General features: G+C 68.3%; 16 protein-coding genes, 2 tRNA genes and 1 other RNA gene. 5 read left to right on the plus strand and 14 right to left on the minus strand.

Annotated features, from left to right (window positions below):
* Positions 1-5: 5 nt before the first annotated feature.
* Positions 6-1,754 (minus strand): DNA polymerase III subunit gamma/tau, encoded by a 1,749-nt coding sequence (gene dnaX, locus ABD974_RS00130; RefSeq protein ID WP_345301248.1) that lies wholly within the window; start codon positions 1,752-1,754, stop codon positions 6-8.
* 136 nt (positions 1,755-1,890) lie between these two features.
* On the opposite strand from dnaX, the gene ABD974_RS00135 reads away from it, so the two are divergent.
* Both ABD974_RS00135 and ffs read left to right on the plus strand, forming a co-directional pair.
* A tRNA-Ser gene (locus ABD974_RS00135) sits at positions 1,891-1,983 on the plus strand.
* A gap of 227 nt (positions 1,984-2,210) precedes the next feature.
* Positions 2,211-2,307: signal recognition particle sRNA small type (ffs, locus tag ABD974_RS00140), an RNA gene on the plus strand.
* A gap of 628 nt (positions 2,308-2,935) precedes the next feature.
* Here the strand turns inward: ffs and ABD974_RS00145 are convergent.
* The 8 genes from ABD974_RS00145 to ABD974_RS00180 all read right to left on the minus strand — a co-directional run bounded on the left by ABD974_RS00145 (position 2,936) and on the right by ABD974_RS00180 (position 9,108).
* The gene (locus tag ABD974_RS00145) at positions 2,936-4,495 is read right to left on the minus strand and encodes a DUF4214 domain-containing protein (RefSeq protein ID WP_345301249.1); all 1,560 of its coding nucleotides are present in this window, start codon (positions 4,493-4,495) and stop codon (positions 2,936-2,938) included.
* Positions 4,496-4,630: 135 nt separating this feature from the next.
* Positions 4,631-5,068 carry a molybdenum cofactor biosynthesis protein MoaE gene (locus tag ABD974_RS00150; RefSeq protein WP_345301250.1) on the minus strand — a complete coding sequence of 146 codons (438 nt, stop codon included), beginning with the start codon at positions 5,066-5,068 and terminating at the stop codon, positions 4,631-4,633.
* 1 nt (position 5,069) lies between these two features.
* Positions 5,070-5,309, minus strand: a complete 240-nt coding sequence (locus ABD974_RS00155; RefSeq protein WP_425562602.1) for a MoaD/ThiS family protein — start codon at positions 5,307-5,309, stop codon at positions 5,070-5,072.
* Positions 5,309-5,806, minus strand: coding sequence for a cyclic pyranopterin monophosphate synthase MoaC (gene moaC, locus ABD974_RS00160; protein ID WP_345301252.1), 498 nt, complete (start codon positions 5,804-5,806; stop codon positions 5,309-5,311). The genes ABD974_RS00155 and moaC overlap by 1 nt, the downstream gene beginning before the upstream one ends.
* Positions 5,803-6,474 carry a phytanoyl-CoA dioxygenase family protein gene (locus ABD974_RS00165; RefSeq protein WP_345301253.1) on the minus strand — a complete coding sequence of 224 codons (672 nt, stop codon included), beginning with the start codon at positions 6,472-6,474 and terminating at the stop codon, positions 5,803-5,805. Before ABD974_RS00165 ends, moaC begins: the two co-directional genes overlap by 4 nt.
* A 4-nt stretch (positions 6,475-6,478) precedes the next feature.
* Positions 6,479-7,495 (minus strand): GTP 3',8-cyclase MoaA, encoded by a 1,017-nt coding sequence (gene moaA / locus ABD974_RS00170; RefSeq protein WP_345301254.1) that lies wholly within the window; start codon positions 7,493-7,495, stop codon positions 6,479-6,481.
* Positions 7,496-7,514: 19 nt separating this feature from the next.
* On the minus strand, positions 7,515-8,309 hold the full coding sequence (locus ABD974_RS00175) for an MBL fold metallo-hydrolase (protein ID WP_345301255.1): 795 nt from the start codon (positions 8,307-8,309) through the stop codon (positions 7,515-7,517).
* Positions 8,310-8,319: 10 nt separating this feature from the next.
* Entirely contained in the window at positions 8,320-9,108 is a 789-nt protein-coding gene (locus ABD974_RS00180) for a 3-deoxy-D-manno-octulosonic acid kinase (RefSeq protein WP_345301256.1), read from the minus strand.
* A gap of 16 nt (positions 9,109-9,124) precedes the next feature.
* On the opposite strand from ABD974_RS00180, the gene ABD974_RS00185 reads away from it, so the two are divergent.
* Positions 9,125-10,198, plus strand: a complete 1,074-nt coding sequence (locus ABD974_RS00185; RefSeq protein WP_345301257.1) for a glycosyltransferase family 9 protein — start codon at positions 9,125-9,127, stop codon at positions 10,196-10,198.
* A gap of 832 nt (positions 10,199-11,030) precedes the next feature.
* Here ABD974_RS00185 and ABD974_RS00190 read toward each other — a convergent pair.
* The gene (locus ABD974_RS00190; protein WP_345301258.1) at positions 11,031-11,441 is read right to left on the minus strand and encodes a DUF6165 family protein; all 411 of its coding nucleotides are present in this window, start codon (positions 11,439-11,441) and stop codon (positions 11,031-11,033) included.
* 118 nt (positions 11,442-11,559) lie between these two features.
* Between ABD974_RS00190 and ABD974_RS00195 the strand changes: the two genes are divergently transcribed.
* Positions 11,560-11,649, plus strand: a tRNA-Ser gene (locus tag ABD974_RS00195).
* A gap of 256 nt (positions 11,650-11,905) precedes the next feature.
* Positions 11,906-12,610, plus strand: coding sequence for a PP2C family protein-serine/threonine phosphatase (locus ABD974_RS00200; protein ID WP_345301923.1), 705 nt, complete (start codon positions 11,906-11,908; stop codon positions 12,608-12,610).
* 63 nt (positions 12,611-12,673) lie between these two features.
* Here ABD974_RS00200 and ABD974_RS00205 read toward each other — a convergent pair whose 3' ends face one another.
* From ABD974_RS00205 to ABD974_RS00220, 4 genes are all read right to left on the minus strand, one after another.
* On the minus strand, positions 12,674-13,270 hold the full coding sequence (locus ABD974_RS00205; protein WP_345301259.1) for a pilin: 597 nt from the start codon (positions 13,268-13,270) through the stop codon (positions 12,674-12,676).
* Between the two features lie 87 nt (positions 13,271-13,357).
* Positions 13,358-13,846, minus strand: a complete 489-nt coding sequence (locus tag ABD974_RS00210; RefSeq protein WP_345301260.1) for an NUDIX hydrolase — start codon at positions 13,844-13,846, stop codon at positions 13,358-13,360.
* A gap of 61 nt (positions 13,847-13,907) precedes the next feature.
* Complete coding sequence (locus tag ABD974_RS00215; protein WP_345301261.1) at positions 13,908-17,276, minus strand: hybrid sensor histidine kinase/response regulator; 3,369 nt, start codon at positions 17,274-17,276, stop codon at positions 13,908-13,910.
* 168 nt (positions 17,277-17,444) lie between these two features.
* The gene (locus tag ABD974_RS00220; RefSeq protein ID WP_345301262.1) at positions 17,445-19,724 is read right to left on the minus strand and encodes a TonB-dependent receptor; all 2,280 of its coding nucleotides are present in this window, start codon (positions 19,722-19,724) and stop codon (positions 17,445-17,447) included.
* Positions 19,725-19,923 lie beyond the last annotated feature (199 nt).

Raw genomic sequence — 19,923 nt, forward strand, 5'->3', positions numbered from 1 at the left:
CTCGGTCAGTCTTCGAATGGACGGATGGAATCGGGCACGAGTTTCGCGCCCTGCTGGCCCATCAACCGCTGCACGTCGGGATGGGCCATGAACTGTTCTTCTGCGGCGTTCTGCTTCGCGTCGCGCTGACGCTCGACGCGCTGGTGCAGGGTTTCGACGTTCGCGGGTTTGCCGGTCTCGAATTTCAGCTGCACCGGGCCACCGAGCTGGGTCGACAGCGTATCGGTCAGTGCCTTGATCAGGCCGGGCGCGCGCAGGTGATCGTCGTCGGGCGACAGCGACAACCGCATCGTGCCCTGTTCGTAGGCGATGAACGCGGCGTGCGCGGCGAGTTCGCGCGCGGGGCCGCGCAGGCCGCTGTGCGCGACCAGATCCAGCCAGCGGTCGTTGTCGATGTCCACCGACGGCGGCGCCGCGGACACCGCGGGGGTGGCCACGGCGGGCGGCGCCGATACTTCGATCCGCGGCGAAGGCGTCGCGACCGGTCGCGGTTCCGGTGCGGCGGGATTGTCCATCGCGGCCGCGGGCAGGGGCCGAGACATCGACGGCGCCGGTTTCGCGGGTGCGCCGGCGAGCGCGGCGCGGGCCGCGTCCGGACCGCGCGCACCGCTCGCGGCGGGCGCATCGACCGTCGTCGCCCCGCCCTCCGCGGGACGGAACGCCAGCATCCGCAGCGCGGTCATCTCGAAACCGCCGCGGGTGCTCGGCGCGAGCCCGATGTCGCGACGACCGTGCAAGGCCATCTGGTACCAGAGCTGCACGACTTCCGGCCGCAGCCGGCCAGCCAGCGCATCGATGTCGACGCCATCGGCTTCGATCTCCGCCGACGGCACCAGTTGCCGCACCTGGATCCGATGCAGCGCCTCGGCCAGGGCGTCGAGCACCCCGCCCCAGTCCGGCGAAAAATCGGCCAGCGCGGCGATCTCGGCCAGCAGCGCCGCGCCATCGCCATCCGCCAACGCGTCCAGCACCGCGCCGACGCGCATGCGATCGACCGTACCGAGCATGGTGGCGACGCCGGCATCGGTGAGCGACGCGCCCGCGCCGCCGTCGAGGGTGCTGCTGGCGCCGGTGTAGGCGATGGCCTGGTCGAGCAGCGACAGCCCGTCGCGCAGGCTGCCGTCGGCAGCCCTGGCGAGCTGGCGGATCGCGCCGGGCTCGACGGGAATGCCCTCGGCCGCCAGGATCTTCGTCATCTGCCCCTGGATCTGGGGCTCTTCCAGCCGCTTGAGATTGAACTGCAGGCAGCGCGACAGCACGGTCACCGGCAGTTTCTGCGGGTCGGTGGTCGCGAGCAGGAATTTCACGTGACCCGGCGGCTCTTCCAGCGTCTTCAGCAGCGCGTTGAATGCCGACTTCGACAGCATGTGCACTTCGTCGATCAGGTAGACCTTCACCCGGCCGCGCGAGGGCATGTACTGGGCGTTGTCGATCACCTCGCGGACATCGTCCACACCGGTGTTGCTGGCGGCGTCGATTTCCAGCAGATCGATGAACCGCCCGGCGTCGATGTCGCGGCAGGCGTTGCACTCGCCGCACGGTTCGGCCGAGGTGCCGCGTTCGCAGTTCAGCGATTTCGCGAAGATCCGGGCGATGGTGGTCTTGCCCACCCCGCGGGTACCGGTGAACAGGAAGGCGTGGTGCACCCGGCCGGTATCGAGGGCATTGGTGAGCGCGCGGACGACGTGCTCCTGCCCGACCAGTTCGGCGAAACGCTTGGGGCGCCACTTGCGGGCGAGGACGAGGTAGGACATGCCCACATTCTGCCACGCGCGGCACCGCGGCCGCGGCTCCGGCGAGCCTCGTGCGGATCTTCCTTGTCCGCGCGGGGCCGGCCGGCTAGAATTGGCGGTCCTGAACGCGAGGGATCGCGTCGCGGGAGCAGTATCCGGAGAGGTGTCCGAGTGGTTGAAGGAGCACGCCTGGAAAGTGTGTAAGCGTCTAAACCGCGCTTCGGGGGTTCGAATCCCCCTCTCTCCGCCAGTTTCAGGAATTCGCGATCTTCGAAGCAGCGCCGGCATCAGGCGAAGCGATGGAGAGGGGGGTGAGAACCCCCGCGGGTTCGACGGATCGGCAGGATTGCCGATCCGCACGGCGAAGCCGCCCGCAGGGCGAGGTACATGGATGTACCGAGTGAATCCCCCTCGCGGGGTATGCACTTTCGTTTCGCAGTTCCACACCAGCGTCGTTGACGCACGTCTATGGTGGCCCCGTCGGCCCCTCGCGACGCTAGATCGAAAACCCCGCCAGGGCCGGAAGGCAGCAACGGTATCGGTCGATGCGGGTGCCGAGGTCAGCCGGCGGGGCCATCGCCATTCATGGGCTGCGCCCATGAATCCCAAGGTTCGCAAAGCGAACCTTGGGCCCCAAGCTAGTATCTCCGATCCCCGCGGCTTCGCCGCGCCCCCTTGCCAAGGGGGCTCCGCTCCAGCACGTATGCAGGCGAATGCGGAGACAAAAACGCATCCGTGCCATCCATGGCGATGGGACACCGCTCTCCGGATGATCCGGCCCGGCCATCCATGGCCGGGCGTTCGCGGCCACGCGCGGCAATGCCGCGCAAGCGTGGCCACTCACCCCCGCCAGGGCCGGAAGGCAGCAACGATATCGGTCGATGTGGGTGCCGAGGTCAGCCGGCGGGGCCATCGCCATTCATGGGCTGCGCCCATGAATCCCAAGGTTCGCAAAGCGAACCTTGGGCCCGGGTTCATCCGATGCCATCCATGGCGATGGGACACCGCTCTCCGGATGATCCGGCCCGACCATCCATGGCCGGGCATTCGTGCCAAGTCAGCTTCGCTGACGCTAGCGATTCGGCGAAAGCGGAGCACAGCGCTTCGCGGTCATCCCGAGCACGGCGAGGGAGCTGCTTGATCCCTCCGCCATTCGCTCCTGAAGACGACACGACGACGTTCTCAGAGCACCGGGCCCGGGATCACTGCGGCGGCGAGTAATCGCTCATGCAGCCGTTCACGGTGACGTTCTGGTACGACTGGATGTTGCCGCTGGCGAGGCCGGCGGACACCGACGCCAGCACATTGCCGGTCGGGCACAGCGTCCACGACTGCGGGATCGCGGTGCGGGCGAAAACATTGCCCTGCACCGTCGCGCTGCGCATCCCGGAAACGACGATGCCGGCGCCGAAGCGGGTCGCGATCCCGGCGGTCGTGTTGCCGTTGGCGGTGCCGCCGGTGCCGATGTGTCCGTTTCCGAACCACGGCCGCGAGCCCACCGAAAGCCCGATGATGAAATGGGTATCCGGCGCGCTCCAGAGCGTGTTGTTGCTGAGCGACGCCCCGCTGAAGTCCGGATCGCCGCTGCGCCCGTACAACGGATCGAACGCCAGCCCGCCGAACGCGGAATTGCCGGCGTTGATCACGGTGTTGTATTCGACGGTCGAGCGCTGCACCGCCGGATGCGCGGTGAACAATACGATGCCGACATCGGTCGCATCGATGATTTCGTTGTAGCGCGCGACCGTGTTCTCGCAGCCGAGGCTCAAGCCGTCGGTCCAGGTCTGGTTGAAATGCCCGCTGGAATAGGCCGTGATCACGTTGCTGGTGACGGTGTTCGACGCGCAGGGGCGCCCGTCCAGCGCGCCGAAGGAATGAACGTTGCTCCAGCCGCGGGAATTGCCCATGAAATTCTCGTGCACCAGCGCCGAGGCACCGCCGAAGATCTCGACGTTGATCGCCGGCAGGATGAACCCGCTGGACTGGCGGCGCGCGCCGTCGATCCACAGGTTGCGCACCGTGCCGGAACCGTTGGTGTCGGCCACGTTGATCCTGATCATCGCCTGCGCGAAGTCTCCATTGCGCACCAGGCGCGCCATCAGGCCGTGGCGGCGCGGGTTCGGCAGCCCCCAGGTCGCCAGGGTGATGCCGCGGTCCAGATCGATCGGCCGATCCAGATACACCACCGATTTCTGCTTGAGATAGACCGTGCTGTAGGACGGCGCGGCATCGATGACCGCCTGCAACTGCTGTGCGGTGATGTTCTCGTAGCCGCCGCTGCCCGAGGTCGGAATGCGGATGGCGACGCTGTTGCCGAGGGTGTCGAAGGAATAGGTGCCGCCATTGCAGATGTCGCCGACCAGCTGGCCGAATTCGGTCGAGGTGAAGAAGGCGTTGGCGAGCGAGGACACGGTCATCGTGCCGTTGTCGAGCGTGGACCGCCAATGGTTGTAACCGGCGGCATCGGGCTCGCGATTGAGGATGGCGCGATACATCAGCAGCACGTGGGCGGCGTTGTCGTATCCCAGGGCGGTGTATTCGGCAGAGGTGAACACCGAGGCGCCCCACAGTCGCAGCAGGGTCTGGTCGCAGCCGTGCTGCTGGTAATAGCCGACCGCGCTCTGCCAGCCGCCCGGATCGGGCGCGCGGCCGAGCGCTTCGGTGTACATCTTGGCGATGAACTGACCGGGGACGGCAGCCGCGGCTTCAGCGGTGGGAACGGATGCCAGCGCGACGGCGAGCGCGATGGAACGGAAGATCATGGCCTGGACTCCTTGTTGGGCGGTGGGAATCGATGCGACGACGGGCATAGACGCGACGATACTGCCACGGCCGATCGACGGGCTCCACCGACGCTCGCTGGACAGCGCAACGCATGTCGCGACCAGAGGCCGGATTCAATCGGAAAGCGTCGCCTGCTCTGGATGCAGCCACGCGGCATCGCCTTCGGCGTAGCGCTCGTGCTTCCAGATCGGCACGCGCGCTTTCACTTCATCGATGATCCAGCGGCAGGCCGCGAACGCGGCGTCGCGATGTGCGGCGCTGACCCCGACCCACACCGCGAGATCGCCCACCGCGAGATCGCCGACGCGATGCACGCAGGCGGCATCGGCGACGGCGAACTTCGCCAGCGCTTCCTCGACGATCTTCGCGCCTTCGGCTTCGGCCAATGCGACATAGGCTTCGTAGCGCAACCCGAGCGCGGCGCGGCCATCGTTGTGATCGCGCACCCAGCCCTCGAAACTCGCGTAGGCGCCCGCGTCCGCTCGGAGCAGGCGCGCGCGCAGCGGAGCGATGTCGAAGCGAGCATCCGCGATCGAGAAACGGTCCGTCATGTCAGCCGCCCGAAACCGGTGGAATGAACGCGACCTCGGCGCCCTCGCCCGCCACATCGTCCCAGCGCGCGAACGCGCCGTTCGCCGCCACCCGCAAGCGATCGACCGGCAGGGCGAACCCATGTTTCGCCTGCAGCGCGAGATACAGCGCGCGCAGATCGCCGTCGTGATCGACGGTTTCGCTCTCGACGCCGGCGACGTCGCGCAGGCTCGCGAAGTACAGCACGCGCAACGTCGCCATCACGCTTTCCCCGCGATATCGCCGAAATCGCGCTTGCCGCCGCGCTTGCCGCGCAGCTTCGCCGGGCCCAGCACGATCGCGTGCGACAGCGCCTTGCACATGTCGTAGACAGTGAGCGCGGCGACGGTGGCGCCGGTCAGCGCCTCCATCTCGACGCCGGTGCGATGGGTGACGGTGACGGTGCAGACGATCTCCAACTCGCGTTCGCCGCGCCAGTCGACGACGAAGCGGATGCCGTCGATCGGCAACGGATGGCAGAACGGAATGAGTTCGTGCGTGCGCTTCACCGCCAGCGTTCCGGCGACGATCGCGGTATCGACCACGCCGCCCTTCGCGCTTTTCAGGCCGTTTTTCCGCAATTGCGCGGCGACCGCCGCCGGGAACTTCACCCGGCATTCGGCGGTGGCGGCGCGCGCGGTCACCGCCTTCGCGGACACGTCGACCATGGCCGGGCGACCATCGGCGTCGAGATGGGTCAATCCTGTCCGCCTGTTCACACCGCGATCCTCCACTGCAGTCCGCAGCCCGGATCCCGCGGCGCGAACAGGAAATGCAATACGCGGCGCCCGTTCGGGCGTCCGGCCTTCGATGACGCATGCAGCAGCAACGGTCGCATCAGCAGCAGATCGCCGGCATCGGCCGCACATACGATCTCGTCCCTGCGTTTGTCCATCGCCGCGATCCGCGCCGGACTCAGTCGTCCCAGATGATGCGACCCCGGCACCACGCGCAGCGCGCCCGTATCGTCGTCACAGGCATCGAGATGCAGCCGCACCGCGAGCAGCGCATCGAGCAGATCGACCGGCGGCTGGACGTAATGTCCATCCTCTTTCATCGACCAGCCGGACAGCGCCGGATGCTCGACGGGCGCATCGACCGGAATCGAAAGATCCTGGTGGTACGGCACCTTCCAGTTGCAGTCGGGCGCCTTGCGGAACAGCGTGCATTGCACCGCCACGGAATCCTCGGGCAACAAGCCTGCCGCCTGCAGCCGGTCGCGAATCGGTGCGACCAATGCCGCGCACCACGCACGGGTGAGCAGATTGCGCGAACCCGCATCGCCCGCATCCAGCGCGGCGTCGATCGGCAGCGACGCCAGCGTCGCGCGCGGAAGGCCGGACGGCACGCGCAGCCAGCCGTCGTCGGCGAGGGTCGGATGCGACATGCGCTCAACCACCGACGAGGAACATCTCGACGCGCTTGCGCGGCGCGACGTGGCCGCTGCGCAGTTCGCTGTAGCGATCGCCGCGCCCGCGCCACAGCGCCGCCAGCCGCGCGTCGAATGCGTCGTCGCCGAGCCACGGACGCAGATCGGTGCCCTCGCCCGCGAACAGGCAGGTGTACAACCGTCCGTCGGCGGAGACGCGGGCGCGATGGCAGTCGCCGCAGAACGGCGCGGAGATCGAACTGACGAAGCCGACTTCGCCGCCGCCGTCATCGAACGCGTGGCGGGCGGCGACCTCGCCGCGATACTGCGGTCCGAGCGGATGCAGCGGCCAGCGCGCATGGAGGATGTCGCGCAGCTCGGCCGACGGCACCACCCGCGTGGCGTCCCAGTCATTGCAGGTGCCGACATCCATGTATTCGATGAAACGCAGGGTGTGGCCGTGGGTGCGCGCGAACGCCGTCAGCGGCAGCGCCTGATCGTCGTTGATGCCGCGCTGCACGACGCAGTTGAGCTTGATCTTCGCGAAGCCCGCCGCACGCGCGGCGTCGATGCCGCGCAGCACCTCGGCGAGATCGCCGCGACCGCCGGAGAGCGCCGCGAACTGCGCCGGATCGAGCGTATCCAGACTGACCGTGACCCGATGGAGGCCGGCCTCGTGCAGCGCGCGCGCCTGCGCGGCGAGCAGGCTGCCGTTGGTGGTCAGCGCGATGTCGTCGAGACCCTCGATGGCCGCGAGCCGCGCGATCAGCTCCGGCAGACGTTTGCGCAGCAGCGGTTCGCCGCCGGTGATGCGCAGCTTGCGTACGCCGACGCGCACGAATCCGCGCACCAGGCGTTCGATCTCGTCGAACGACAGCCGCGACGCGGCGTCGAGTCCGTAGTCGTCGGGAACGCGCTCCGCCGGCATGCAGTAGGGGCAGCGGAAGTTGCAGGCTTCGATCACCGACAGCCGCAGGTCGTGCAGCGCACGGCCGAGGCGGTCGCGCGGCAGGTCGGAAGGTCGGGGCACGGCGTTCATCATCGCAAGAGTACGCGGGTCACGCCGGAAAGGAGGCGTCCGGCGCGGAATCGGTTGCGTCGAACGGGATGGCACGCGCGGCGGTGGGCTCGGCCAGCGCGAGGCATTCGCCCGGATCGGCCACCCGGTAGCCGCGCGCCTTCAGCGTCTGGCCTTCGACGACGCCGACATAGTGGTACAGCACGCAGCGCGCCAGCAGGTCGTCGGGATATTCTCGCTCCAGGTCCTCGATGCCGCTGTGCGAGGGGTTGCCGCGCAGCGCGCAGTCGTGGGCGACGACTTCGCAGGCATCGGCCATCTTCGCCAGCGTTTCCGGAATCGGCCGGGTGTCGCCGGTCCACACCAGACTGCCGCGCAGGCGCAGGCCGTAGGCGGTGCGCGGCCAGTGATGGCGGGTTTCGAACGTTTCCAGTCGCACGCCGTCGTGCCAGAAGGCGTCGCCGACCGGGATCACCCGGAAGGCGTCCCAGAAATTCGCGCCGCCCTCGGCGAGCACGTTCGGATAGTCGCCGACCCGCTGATGCAGCAGCGGCACGAGGTGCGCCGGCACGTACAGCCGCGTGGACTCGGCACGACCGCCGAACATGCCGTCGACGAACAGCCGCTCGAAACCGGCGACGTGATCGAGATGGGTGTGGGTGACGAACAGCGCGCGCGGCGCTTCGCCGTAGTGCGCGAGATACGCGGTGAGACCTTCCGCACCGCAGTCGATGGTCAGCCACGGCCGGCCTTGGCGCTCGATGGTCGCCATCGCCGACCCCAGTTCGACCGCCGACGCATTGCCGACGCCGTGAAACCGCAAAGCCCAACCCATCGTCGATCGCCTACGTGCCGCGTTGCCAGCGCGCATCGTACGCGCTGCGGAGCGTGGCGTAATCCCTGTCGACCTCGGCGACGCTGCGCGCGCCGCGCAGCTTGTGCAGCGAACGCTGCAGGCGCGCGAGATTCTTCTCGCGCCAGCCGGTGGCCGGAATCCGCAGGCCGCTGCGGTCCAGATCGATCGCCCAGCCCTTGCCGGCATCGTCGAACAGCAGGTTGTGGGCGTTGAGATCGGCGTGATCGAGGCCTGCGCGGTGCAGGCGCGCGATCAGTTGCCCCGCCTGCGCCCACGGTGCGGCGCTGCCGTCCGCGGCGGCGCGGTCGGCCAGCGATTTCACGTCCTGCAGGCGTTCCAGCAGGATGCCGGCGCGGTACCAGAATCCCTGGCGCCAATAGATGGCGGCGATCGGTCGCGGTACCGGCAGGCTGCGGCGGATCAGTTCGCGCAGCAGCCGGAACTCCTCGAAGCTGCGGATCTTCGACGCCCCGCGCCAGACGTGCTTCTCGCGGCTGAATCGGGCGGCGAAACCGCCGCGCAGATAATGCCGCAGCACCGCGGGCCCGAAACCGCCTTCGGCCGCGCCGCCCTCGACGAACCAGGCGCCGCCGCGTCCACCGCTGCCGACCCGCTGCGCGCGCTCGCCCCACCAGGCCGGATCGAACCAGCCCGGGGTCACCACCGCGGGTCCGGCTTGCCGCAGACGCGCGGCGTCGAACAGAATCGCGCCACCCGCCCCCGTTCCGCCCGCATCGCGGAAGGGCATCAGGCTTTCGCTGGCGTCGAAGGCGACCATTTCCCGAGTCTATCAATTGCACAAGACAAGTCTTCGTTCGATCTGCCTGCTGCGGCTGTCCGCGCTGGGAGATGTGACCCACGTCCTGCCGCTGCTGCGGACCCTGCGCCAAGCCTGGCCCGAGGTCGCCGTGACCTGGGTGATCGGCAAGGGCGAACAGAAACTGCTGGACGGCCTGCCGGGCGTCGAATTCCTCGTCTACGACAAGAAGAGCGGGCTGGCCGGCATGCGCGCGCTGAAGCGCGAACTGCGCGGACGACGCTTCGACGCCCTGCTGCAGATGCAGGTCGCGGCCCGGGCCAATCTGTTGTCGGCATTCCTGCCGGCGACGCGGCGGATCGGCTACGACCGGTCGCGCTCGAAGGATCTGCACGGGCTGTTCATCAACGAACGCATTCCCGACCGGCCCGGCATCCATGTCCTCGACGCCATCGGCAGCTTCTGCGAGCCGCTGGGCCTGCGCCAGACCGACGTCGCCTGGGACATGCCGGTGCCCGACGAAGCCCGCGCCTGGGCACGCGCGCAATGGCCCGACGACGGCACCCCGACGCTCGCGATTTCGCCGTGTTCCAGCCATGTCCTGCGCAACTGGCGCAGCGAACGCTACGCCGCGGTCGCCGAGCACGCGCGTTCGCGCGGCTGGCGGGTGGCGCTGCTGGGCGGGCGCAGCGCACTGGAACGCGAGACCGCCGACGCGATCCTCGCCGCGATGCGGCCGTCGTCGCACGCCGACGACGTGCTGGATCTCGTCGGCAAGGACACCCTGAAGCAGTTGCCGGCGCTGCTGGAACGCGCCGACCTGCTGATGACCCCCGATTCCGGTCCGATGCACATCGCCAACGCGATGGGCACCAAGGTCCTTGGCCTGCACGCGGCGAGCAATCCGCGACGCAGCGGCCCGTATTCCGACGTGCGTTTCTGCGTCGACCGCTATGACGACGCCGCGCGCAGGTACTGCGGCAAGCCCGCCACCGCGCTGAAATGGGGAACCAAGATCGAGCACGACGGTGTGATGGATCTGGCGACGGTGGAGGACGGCATCGCCGCCTTCGAGCGCTTCTGCACGTGGCGGGCATCGGCCGGCCGATGATCGCGGCGTCGAGGGATCGCCTCCGACACGGGCGCCCATGAAAAAAGCCCCCGCCGCGCGGCACGCGGCGAGGGCCTGTTCGAAGCCTGTGGAGTCGATGCGGGCCCCCTCCGTGGTGCACGCACATCGACCAGTGTTCTGCCCATCGCATCCATCCGATGGCGGTTCCTTCCAGGCGGTTCCGTGCATCCTGCACCGAACGGACGCGATTCCCGTCCCGGGAACCGCGCGCCCCTTGTGGGGCGAACGCACGCGGCACGTCCCTGTGCCTGCGAAGTGTTCCGGCGAACCGGGCGCTTCGGGTTCGCAGAGGCCCTTGCGGGCCAACACTGCGTTCCATTTCGTGCAGGGCAAACGTAAGCCTCTTTGATGACGAAGGGAAGACAGCCGCCATCGTGAATCCGGCTACTATTGGTAGCGACACATCAAAAACACCGGCGATTTCGCAAAGGAGTTCACAACCGGCCACCGATAGTGAACTGTCTGATGTGAATATCGCTGTCCGGGTGAATATCAATAGCCAATTGATCAGTGCATCAAAAAAGCGCCAACCATCACATTCCGAATCCGACTCGCTGAACGCCGACGCGCCCGGTGGAAAGGGGGTCGTATCGGTCGTGAGGCATCGGGTTTTGGCGTCTCATGACACGACCGGTACGGCGTGCAAGCGGAAACCGCCGGGAGCCGGACGGCCGTTGCAGCCGAAGACGCTGCCGCGATGACGCCGACGCACGCAATCGATGCGCCGGCAGGGCGAGTCGGAAAACGCACGACCCGCGATTCGGGAAACGCCTGCGACGGCATTTCCCGACAGTCCGTTCCCGACAGTCCGTCAGGGCGCGGCGTGGCCGGCGCGGTAATCCTGGTAGGACTTTTCCTCGACGTAGGCCGAACCCAGCGCGAGGTTGATGTCCTTCTTGATCCGCGCGCGCTCGTCGTTCTCGAAATATACGGCGCGGGCGAGACGGATGAACTCGTCGTCGAAGGCCTGCGCCTTTTCCTTGAGCCGGATGTCGTCCTCGATCACCCAGAGCCGCTCGTTCACGGCCTTCAATCCGGCGCGCAGGCCGCTGATGTCGTGCGCCGCCGCCGGGTGCGCACCCCAGGTCGCCTCCAGCGCGGTCAGCTCGTTGCGGACATTGGCCAGCTTGGCCGGGTCGGTCATCCGCTCGGACTTGATCTGGAGGATGGCGATCTTGTCGAGCAGTTCGCCGAAGGAGACGGGCGCGAGGATTTCGGACATGGCGTGACGGCGGCAGGAAGACAGGCGCCCAGTGTACGCGCCTTGTCGGCAGGCGCCCTGCCCCTTATGATGGCGCCCCCGCAGCGCTGGGCGCGAGCCCGACGCAGCAAGCCCCTTCGGAGAGGTGGCAGAGCGGTTGAATGTACCTGACTCGAAATCAGGCGTACGTGTGAGCGTACCGGGGGTTCGAATCCCCCCCTCTCCGCCAGATACGCAAAACGCCCCCTCGCGGGGCGTTTTGCGTATCTGGCGGAGAAGCATCAAAAGATGCGGGGCCGATCGTGGGTATCGCGTCGTTCGCCGTGGTCGCGCATCGGCTTTCGCGAACGGCCCCCGTCTCATGCGTTCGATTGCACGGCAGAAAACCGGCAAACCATTTGCTTTCGCAAGCCGCGTCCGGTTTCATCATCGAATTGCGTATCCTCACTTCAAATATGGCTGACTCTCTCCCCCATGGCCGCTGCATGATCGAATTCGGTCACCTGACCCACGCCGGGCTCCGTCGCGAGCTGAACGAGGACACCTATTACGGCGACAGCGATCTCGGGCTGTGGCTGGTGGCCGACGGCATGGGCGGTCACGAATACGGCGAGGTCGCCAGCGCCCTCGCCCGCGAGACCATCGTCCGCGAGATCCGCCAGGGCGTGTCGCTGGCGCAGGCGATCCGCACCGCCGACGAAGAGATCATCCGCGCGTCGCGCCAGCGCAGCGACGCCCTGCCGATGGGCACCACCGTGGTGGCGCTGCGCATCCTCGGCAATCGTTTCGAAGTGGCCTGGGTCGGCGACAGCCGCGCCTATCTGTGGCGCGACGGCAATCTCGCGCAGTTGTCGCACGATCACAGCTACGTGCAGGAACTGATCTCGCAGGGCGCGATCACCGTGGACCAGGCCCGCACCCATCCGCACCGCAACGTGGTGACCCAGGCGCTGGGCGTGACCGACCCGCAGAACCTCAACGTCGAAACCCTGGCGGGCGAACTGCGGCCAGGCATGCAACTGCTGCTGTGCAGCGACGGGCTGACCGAGGAAGTGGACGACGGCAACATCTCGCAGGTGCTGGGCCACACCGAATGCAGCGCCCAGGAGTGCGTGGACGGACTGGTCGCCGCGGCGCTCGACGGCGGCGGCTCGGACAACATCACCGTGGTGCTGGTGCGCCGGCACTGAAATCGGCGCGGGGCCCGCACACCCTGCGCGGGCACGATCACACCGCTTCGAATCCGGCGCCGCTCAGCCCTGACAGCGCGGCAGCGCCTGCTTCAGCGCCGGGTCGCCCTTCACTTCGCAGCGCCAATCGACGATGCCCGCATCGCCGTTCACCTGCGGCTTCAGGCGGATCTCGCTGCCGGCGGCGAAGGCATCGTCCAGCACGATGATCACCTGCCCCTGCGCGCCGATCGTCACCGAACGCACCGCACCTCCGCGCATCTCTGCCGGCAGCGGCAGGCCGGCTTCGTCGGCGCTCTGCGGCCAGCGGCCATTGGTCTGGTAGTACTCGGTCAGCGATACGCGGAACATCGTCGCCCGCTGCACGGCATCGGTGAGCAGCGCGCGGCGGTCCATCTCGCGCGCCTGCGCGTCCATCCCGCTGCGCGCCTTGTCCACGCTGCGCTGCAGCGATGCCTCGACTTCCGCGGCGATGCTCTGCGCCTCGCCGCGCGCCTGCGCCAGATCGGGTGCGACCTTGACGCGGTCGGCGTCGCGCTCGGCGGCATCCACCCGCGCCGCCTCGGCTTCGCGCGGCTTGACCACGAACTGGTCGTAACCCAGCAGGGCCAGAAAACCGCCGACGAGGACGGCGACGAGCGTCAGGGCGAACTGTTTCATGCGAAAGGTTTCGTCAGTGAGAGAGGGCGCAGCGCCTGCACGAGGATAGTCGATTCCATCCTGCACCGCCGACAGCGGACCGTTCGCTCAGATCCGCGAGCAGGTCCACGACACCATGCGACCGTCGCGGTACGGCATCACGCCGTGGAAGCCGCGCGGATCGTCGTCGAACACCAGCGGCAGGAAGTGGCGGTCGCCGTCCCACAGCGGCAACTCGAGGATGCGCGAGACCGGCACCCATTCCAGCGTGCCCTCGGGATTGGTCGCGAACGGCACGCCGCGGAAACGCGTGATCAGGAACACGAATCCCAGCCAGTCCTCGCCGTGCTTGCCGAAGCCGGGCCAGCTGATGGTGCCGCGCAGCGCGAGTTCATCGCATTCGATGCCGGCCTCCTCGAAGATCTCGCGGCGCATGCCGGTGACCACGTCTTCGTCGGGTTCGATCTTGCCGCCGAGACCGTTGTATTTGCCCAGGTGCTGATCGTCCTGGCGCGCATTGCGGTGGATCAGCAGCACCTGTTCGCGATCGGGCGACAGCACGTAGCCGAGCGTGGCGACGATGGGGGTATAGGGCATGACGACATCCTGTGCGAAGCCGGGATTATAGGCTGTGCCCCGGCGCACCGGTTCGCGGCGCTCAGGCCGCCCGCGCCGTCGACAACCGTCGCAGCATCGACTTCAGCGCAAGCGCCTTCACCGGCTTCGGCAACAGGCCGAGCCCGTGTTCGAACGCGATGCGGCGCACGTCGCCGCTGTCGTCGGCGCTGAGGATGAGCGTCGGTCGCGCGCCGAAACGCGCCGCCAGCCGCGCCTGCAATGCCACGCCGGTGTCGCCATCGTCCAGGTGGTAATCGAACAACCACAGCGCCGGTGTCGCGCCGCCGGCGAGCAGCGCTTCGGCGGCGGCGCCATCCGCGAACGCATCGACCCGGCACTGCCAGCCTTCGAGAATGCCGCGCAGCGCGGCCAGCGCTTGCGGGTCGTTGTCGACGATCAGCACGCGCAGACCGTCGAGCCCACCGGCCGCGGCGGGCACGCTGTCCTGCCGCGACGGCGCGACCCGTGGCAGGGTCAGCGCGAACGCGGTGCCGCGCCCCATGCGGCTGCGCAGTCGCAACGGCGCGTCGAGCAGACGCGCGATGCGGTCGGCGATCGCCAGACCGAGGCCCAGCCCCTGCCCCGCGACGCCTTCGCCGCGGCGGAATTCCTCGAAGATCGCGCGCTGCTGCGACACCGGGATGCCCGGCCCGGTGTCGTGCACTTCGATCCGCAACTGCCCGGCCGCATGGCGCACGCCGATCAGCACGCCGCCGCGTTCGGTGTAGCGCACCGCGTTGGCGAGGAAGTTCTGCAACACCCGGCGCAACAATTGCGGATCGGTATGCACCCAGGCGCGGGTGGCGCGGTGGCGGAAGCGCAGGCCGCGCTCGGCGGCGAGCGCGCGGAACTCCGACGCCAGCGGCTCCAGCACGTCGGCCAGCGGAAACGCGCGCGGCTGCGGCACCAGACCGCCGGCTTCGAGCCGCGACATGTCGAGCAGGCCGGCGAGCAGATCGCCGGTGGAATCGAGCGCGCCGCGGATCTGCTGCGCGGTGCCGCGCTGCGCGTCGGCCGGCAGTTGCTCGATCAGCGCATCGGTGAACAACTGCGCCGCGTGCAGCGGCTGCAGCAGATCGTGGCCGATGGCGGCGAGAAAGCGGCTCTTGGCGTCGTTGGCGCGTTCGGCGTCGGCGCGCGCCTGATCCAGTCGCGCGGTGCGGTCCGCAACGCGCTGCTCCAGGGTCTCGTTGCTGCGGATGAGTTCGGCCTCGGCCCGGCGGAACGCGGTGACGTCGGTGAAGGTGGCGACGAATCCGCCACCGGGCATCGGGTTGCCGCGGATTTCGACCACCGCCTGATCGGGAAAGATGCGTTCGCTGACGTAGGGCGTGCCGGCCTGCATGTGGCGCACGCGCTTGTCGACTTCTTCCTCGATCGAATACGCGTTCCAGCCCTGGCGCAGGTTGTAGCGCACCAGATCCGCGACCGGCACGCCGACGCGCAGCAGCGATTCGGGATAGCCGAACAATTCGGCATAGCGCCGGTTCCAGGCCACCAGCCGCAGTTCGCGGTCGACGACGCTGATGCCCTGGCTCATGTTCTCCAGCGCGGCCTCCAGCAGGCGCTGGTTGAAGCGCAGATCCTGCGAGGCTTCGCCGACGATCGCGGCCACGGTGTCGAAATCGCGGCCGGCCTCGCGGCGCGCGGCATCGAGCAGCAATCGCGCCGAGGCCGATCCCAGCACCGCCGCGAGTTCGCGCTCCAACCGGGCTTCCTGCAGCGCGGGCACGGCGCCGGAAGCCGGCGCGCCGAGCAGCGCGGCTTCGACCGTCTCGCGCGGCAGGAAGCGGCGACCGGCTTCGCGCAGCGTATCGAGCGCCAGCCCGCGCGCACCGGCGCGACGCGGCCCCGCCTGCCACCAGGCCGCGCCCCAGCTGGAGACGATCCAGGTGGTGACCACGCCGGCGAACAGGCTCATCACCACCGCGCGGCCCAGCCGGCTCCAGCCGGTCAGGCCGAAGAACGCATCCGGCGCGAACAGCGACCAGCCACCGGGACCTTCGCGCAGCCAGCGCGTGTCGAGACCACGCGCCTCCACCAGCGCCGGGACCAGCAGCAGCCACATCCACAGGCCCACCGCGGCGGCGATGCCCAGCAGCACCGCGCGCGGCGGCGTCTGCGGGCGCCACAGCGCGAAGCCCAGCGCCGGCGCCAGCGCGGCCAGCGCCGAGAACGACAGCGCGCCGACATCGGCCAGAGCATCGTTGCCGGCGATCAACCGGCTGTAACCCCAGGCCAGCAGCACGATCGCGAGGATGCCGATGCGCCGCTGCATCAGCACCGCGCGGCGCAGGTCAGGCTGCTCGGACGCGGTGGCGGGCGTCGGTCGTCGCGGTGCCCACACGCCGCGCAACCACAGCGGCGTGAGCCAGTGATTGCCGATCATCAGACTCAGCGTGAGCGTACTGACGATGACCATGCCGGTGCCCGCGCTGAGCCCGCCGAGGAACGCGAGCAGCGCCAGACCTTCCTGCCCCTGCGACAGCGGCAGCGCCAGCACGTACAGATCCGAAGGCACGCCCTGCGCACCGAGCAGCGCATCGCCCGCGCGCGCCAACGGCAACACCGGCAGCGCGATCAGCAGCAGATATACCGGAAACAGCCAGCGCGCGCGCAGCACGTGTCGCTCGTCGCGGCATTCGACCGCGCCGACGTGGAACTGGTGCGGCAGCGTGAACATCGCCAGCACACCGAGCAACACCAGCGGCGCGAACCCGGACAGGTCGCCGGCCTGCGGGCGCAGCAGTTCCGCCGCCGACGGCGCCGACGGCAGCGAGAACGCGAACAGCCCGATCGCGAGCATCGCGCCGAGTTTCAGCAGCGCCTCGAAGGCCATCGCCAGGATCAGGCCGCGGTTGTGTTCCGCGGCGCTGGCGCTGCGGGTGCCGAACAGCATCGCGAACGCCGCCATCGCCAGCGCGACGTAGAGCGCGCTGTCCTGCCAGGCCGGCACCTGCCCGGCATCGCCGCGCACCAGCAGCGCGAAGCTCATCGCCACCGCCTTCAGCTGCAGCGCGATGTACGGGACGATGCCGAGCACGGCGACGAAGGTAATGGCCGCGGCCAGCCAGCCGTCCTGGCCGAGCCGGCTGGCCACGTAGTCGGCGATGGAGGTGCTGTTGCTTTCGCGCACCTGACGCACCAGGCGCATGAGCAGACCGATGCCGAAGACGTAGAGCAGGATGGTGCCGACGAAGGTCGGCGGCAGCGGCCAACCATAGCGCGCGGCCTGGGTGACGGTGCCGAAGAAGGTCCACGAGGTGCAGTAGACCGCGAGCGACAACGCGTAGATCTCGGGCCAGCGGCGGGCGAAGGTCTGCGGTCGGCGTTCGCCGTAGACCGCGACCGCGAACATGACGCCGAGCCACAGCAACGCGGCCAGCAGGACGCCGCCTGCCGTCAGCATGGCGCGGAAGCCCTCGGTGCGTTCGCGGCTGTCACGTCACTCTGAAGATCGCTCGGGATGACGGCGGAGCATAACGCACCGGATGCCGACGAGGCCCGGGCGCTCCCGCAAAAAAAAGCGGCGGACTCGCGTCCGCCGCCATGATGCATCCCGCCGGGACGTGTCTCGTCAGAAGTCGTAGCGCGCGCTGAGCGAGATCTGGCGCGGCGCGCCGTAGAAACCGGTGAACACGCCGAGCGCCGACACCAGGTTGTAGCCGGTGGTCAGGTATTCCTTGTCGGTGAGGTTGCTGCCCTGCAGCGAGAAGGTCCAGGCATCGTTGTACTTCCAGATGACGCCGGCGTTGACCAGACCGTAACCGTCCTGGGTGATCGGGGTGGCGGTCGCACCGGTGACCGGATCGCGGACCACTTCGGTGGTCGCGACCACGTCGCTCTGGTAGGTGTAGCCCAGACGCGCCGAGAGGCTGCCCATGGCGCCCAGATCGGTGCGGTATTCGACGTTCACCGCGCCCGAGAATTCCGGCGCGTTGGTGAATTCCTGCTGGTCGGAAATGTCGACGTTCTTGAACATGTACTCGTCGTACTTCGCATCCAGCCACGCCAGGTTGCCGCTGACCAGCCAGTTCGCGGTCGGCAGCCACTGGTACTCGACTTCGAGGCCGTTGACCGTGCCCTGACCGGCGTTGGTGAAATCGCCGAAGAACGCGTCGTCGGTGCCGTCGCCGTTGCTGTCGTAGGCGGTGAACACCGACAGCTGGATGTCCTTGTACTTGTTGTGGAACGCGGACACGTTCAGGAACAGGCGCTGATCGAGCAGCGACATCTTGGTGCCGACCTCGAAGCTGTCGACCTGCTCGTCGTCGAAGGGCTCTGCGGAGCGCGGCACCGCCACGGCCTGGGCGCGGATGTTGTAGCCGCCCGACTTGAAGCCGCGGGTGGCAAGACCGTAGACCATGATGTCGTCGTTGACCTGATAGTCCAGCGAGACCTTCGGCGAGCTGTTCTTGAAGTTGATGGTCTTGTCGAAGTTCGCGGCGATCGGGGCGACCGGGCGCAGCGTGGTGTAGGTGGCGTCGGTGTAGAAGCGGTTCAGCACCACCGCATGCTTGTCTTCGTCGGTGTAGCGCGCGCCGACGTCGAGCTTGAGGCGATCGGTCAGGTCGAAGGTCCAGTCGGCGTAGACCGCGACGCTTTCGGTGAAGACATCGCCCTGGGTGTCGCCGAACAGCAGGTTGAAGAAGTTGTTCAGCACCTGGCCGCCGGCGCGACCGTCGAACTTGTACACGCCGAACACGCCGCGGGCGCGACCGCCGCCGTCGTAGTTGGCCTGGACTTCGTGCGAGGTCTGCTGGTCGCTGTAGAACGCCTTCACGTCGGCGATCTTGTTCGGCAGGGTATCGAAGTCGATGTTGGTTTCGGTGTCGGATTCGCGCCGCGCGACCACGTACTTGAACGCCCAGCTGTCGTTCGGGCGCCAGTTGACCGTGGCCGACACGCCCTTCAACTCGGTATTGTTGATATTGGGCATGCCGTTGCGCACGTCGTAGCGGTCGGACAGCGGCTGCACGCCCGGGGCGAAGCGGTTCGGCGCCAGCATCTGCGCCGCGCGCACGCCGGACTTGTCGTCGACCCAGTCGAACGCGAACTGCACGTCGAAGTCGTCCTGCGAATAGGCGCCGAGATTCAGGCGCACCGCGTTGATTTCCTTGTCGCTGACCTGCTGGTCGGTGTTGATGTTCTCGCCGAAACCATCGCGATTGAGGCTGGCTACCGCGATGCGACCGCGCAGGCCGCTGTCCTCGCCGAACAGCGAGCCGCCGATCGCGGCCTTCACGTCGAGCTGGTTGTAGTTGCCGACGGTCACCGAGGCGAAGCCGTCGATGGTTTCCGGCAGCGGCTTGGAGACGTACTTGATGGCGCCGCCGATGGTGTTCTTGCCGTACAGCGTGCCCTGCGGGCCGCGCAGCACTTCGACCCGGCCGACGTCGAACACGTCGAGCAGCGCGCCCTGCGGACGGGCGATGTACACGTCGTCGAGATAGATGCCCACGCCCGGGTCCACGCCCCACAGCGGATCGGACTGGCCGACGCCGCGGATGTAGGCGGTGACGGTGCTGCTGGAGCCGCGCGCGGCGTAGATGGTGAGGTTCGGCACCTGGCCGTCGAGATCGCTCAGATCCTCGACATTGAGCTTGTCCAGCGCGTCCGGCGTGAAGGCGGTGACCGCGACCGGCACGTCCTGGATGGTTTCCTCGCGCTTGCGGGCGGTGACCGTGATCGTTTCGAGTGCGCCCTGATCCGCCTCGGCACCGCCGGACGCGTCCTGGGCGTAGGCCGCCGGTGCGCACAGGCCGAGCGCGATCGCCAGGCTGAGACTGCTGTGCTTCACGGCGGCGCGACGGAACGCGGAGGGAAGGAGAATGGAGGCGGTATGGGTGCGACGCATCGATCGGGTCCTCGGAAGGATGAAGCTCGGGGATGAAGCTCGGATTGGGGTGTTGCGCGACGGCAAGGCAGCTCGGCGCTCGGCGACCGGCAGGCGAAGGCCACGTTGCGGCAAGCCTAGGCAGCGCGACCTGCGCGGGCACTTGTACCTTCGGACAATGGGCCCGGACGCGACGGCTGCGGACACTGCCGGCCACGGG

Source organism: Lysobacter hankyongensis, assembly GCF_039543145.1.
GTDB classification, from domain to species: Bacteria; Pseudomonadota; Gammaproteobacteria; order Xanthomonadales; family Xanthomonadaceae; genus Lysobacter_I; species Lysobacter_I hankyongensis.

Coding starts and splice junctions, on each gene's coding strand:
- dnaX (WP_345301248.1), bottom strand. CDS start 1,754: ATGTCCTACCTCGTCCTCGCCCGCAAGTGGCGCCCCAAGCGTTTCGCC.
- ABD974_RS00145 (WP_345301249.1), bottom strand. CDS start 4,495: ATGATCTTCCGTTCCATCGCGCTCGCCGTCGCGCTGGCATCCGTTCCC.
- ABD974_RS00150 (WP_345301250.1), bottom strand. CDS start 5,068: ATGACGGACCGTTTCTCGATCGCGGATGCTCGCTTCGACATCGCTCCG.
- ABD974_RS00155 (WP_425562602.1), bottom strand. CDS start 5,309: ATGGCGACGTTGCGCGTGCTGTACTTCGCGAGCCTGCGCGACGTCGCC.
- ABD974_RS00215 (WP_345301261.1), bottom strand. CDS start 17,276: ATGCTGACGGCAGGCGGCGTCCTGCTGGCCGCGTTGCTGTGGCTCGGC.
- moaA (WP_345301254.1), bottom strand. CDS start 7,495: ATGAACGCCGTGCCCCGACCTTCCGACCTGCCGCGCGACCGCCTCGGC.
- ABD974_RS00205 (WP_345301259.1), bottom strand. CDS start 13,270: ATGAAACAGTTCGCCCTGACGCTCGTCGCCGTCCTCGTCGGCGGTTTT.
- ABD974_RS00165 (WP_345301253.1), bottom strand. CDS start 6,474: ATGTCGCATCCGACCCTCGCCGACGACGGCTGGCTGCGCGTGCCGTCC.
- ABD974_RS00200 (WP_345301923.1), top strand. CDS start 11,906: ATGATCGAATTCGGTCACCTGACCCACGCCGGGCTCCGTCGCGAGCTG.
- ABD974_RS00180 (WP_345301256.1), bottom strand. CDS start 9,108: ATGGTCGCCTTCGACGCCAGCGAAAGCCTGATGCCCTTCCGCGATGCG.
- ABD974_RS00190 (WP_345301258.1), bottom strand. CDS start 11,441: ATGTCCGAAATCCTCGCGCCCGTCTCCTTCGGCGAACTGCTCGACAAG.
- ABD974_RS00210 (WP_345301260.1), bottom strand. CDS start 13,846: ATGCCCTATACCCCCATCGTCGCCACGCTCGGCTACGTGCTGTCGCCC.
- ABD974_RS00220 (WP_345301262.1), bottom strand. CDS start 19,724: ATGCGTCGCACCCATACCGCCTCCATTCTCCTTCCCTCCGCGTTCCGT.
- ABD974_RS00175 (WP_345301255.1), bottom strand. CDS start 8,309: ATGGGTTGGGCTTTGCGGTTTCACGGCGTCGGCAATGCGTCGGCGGTC.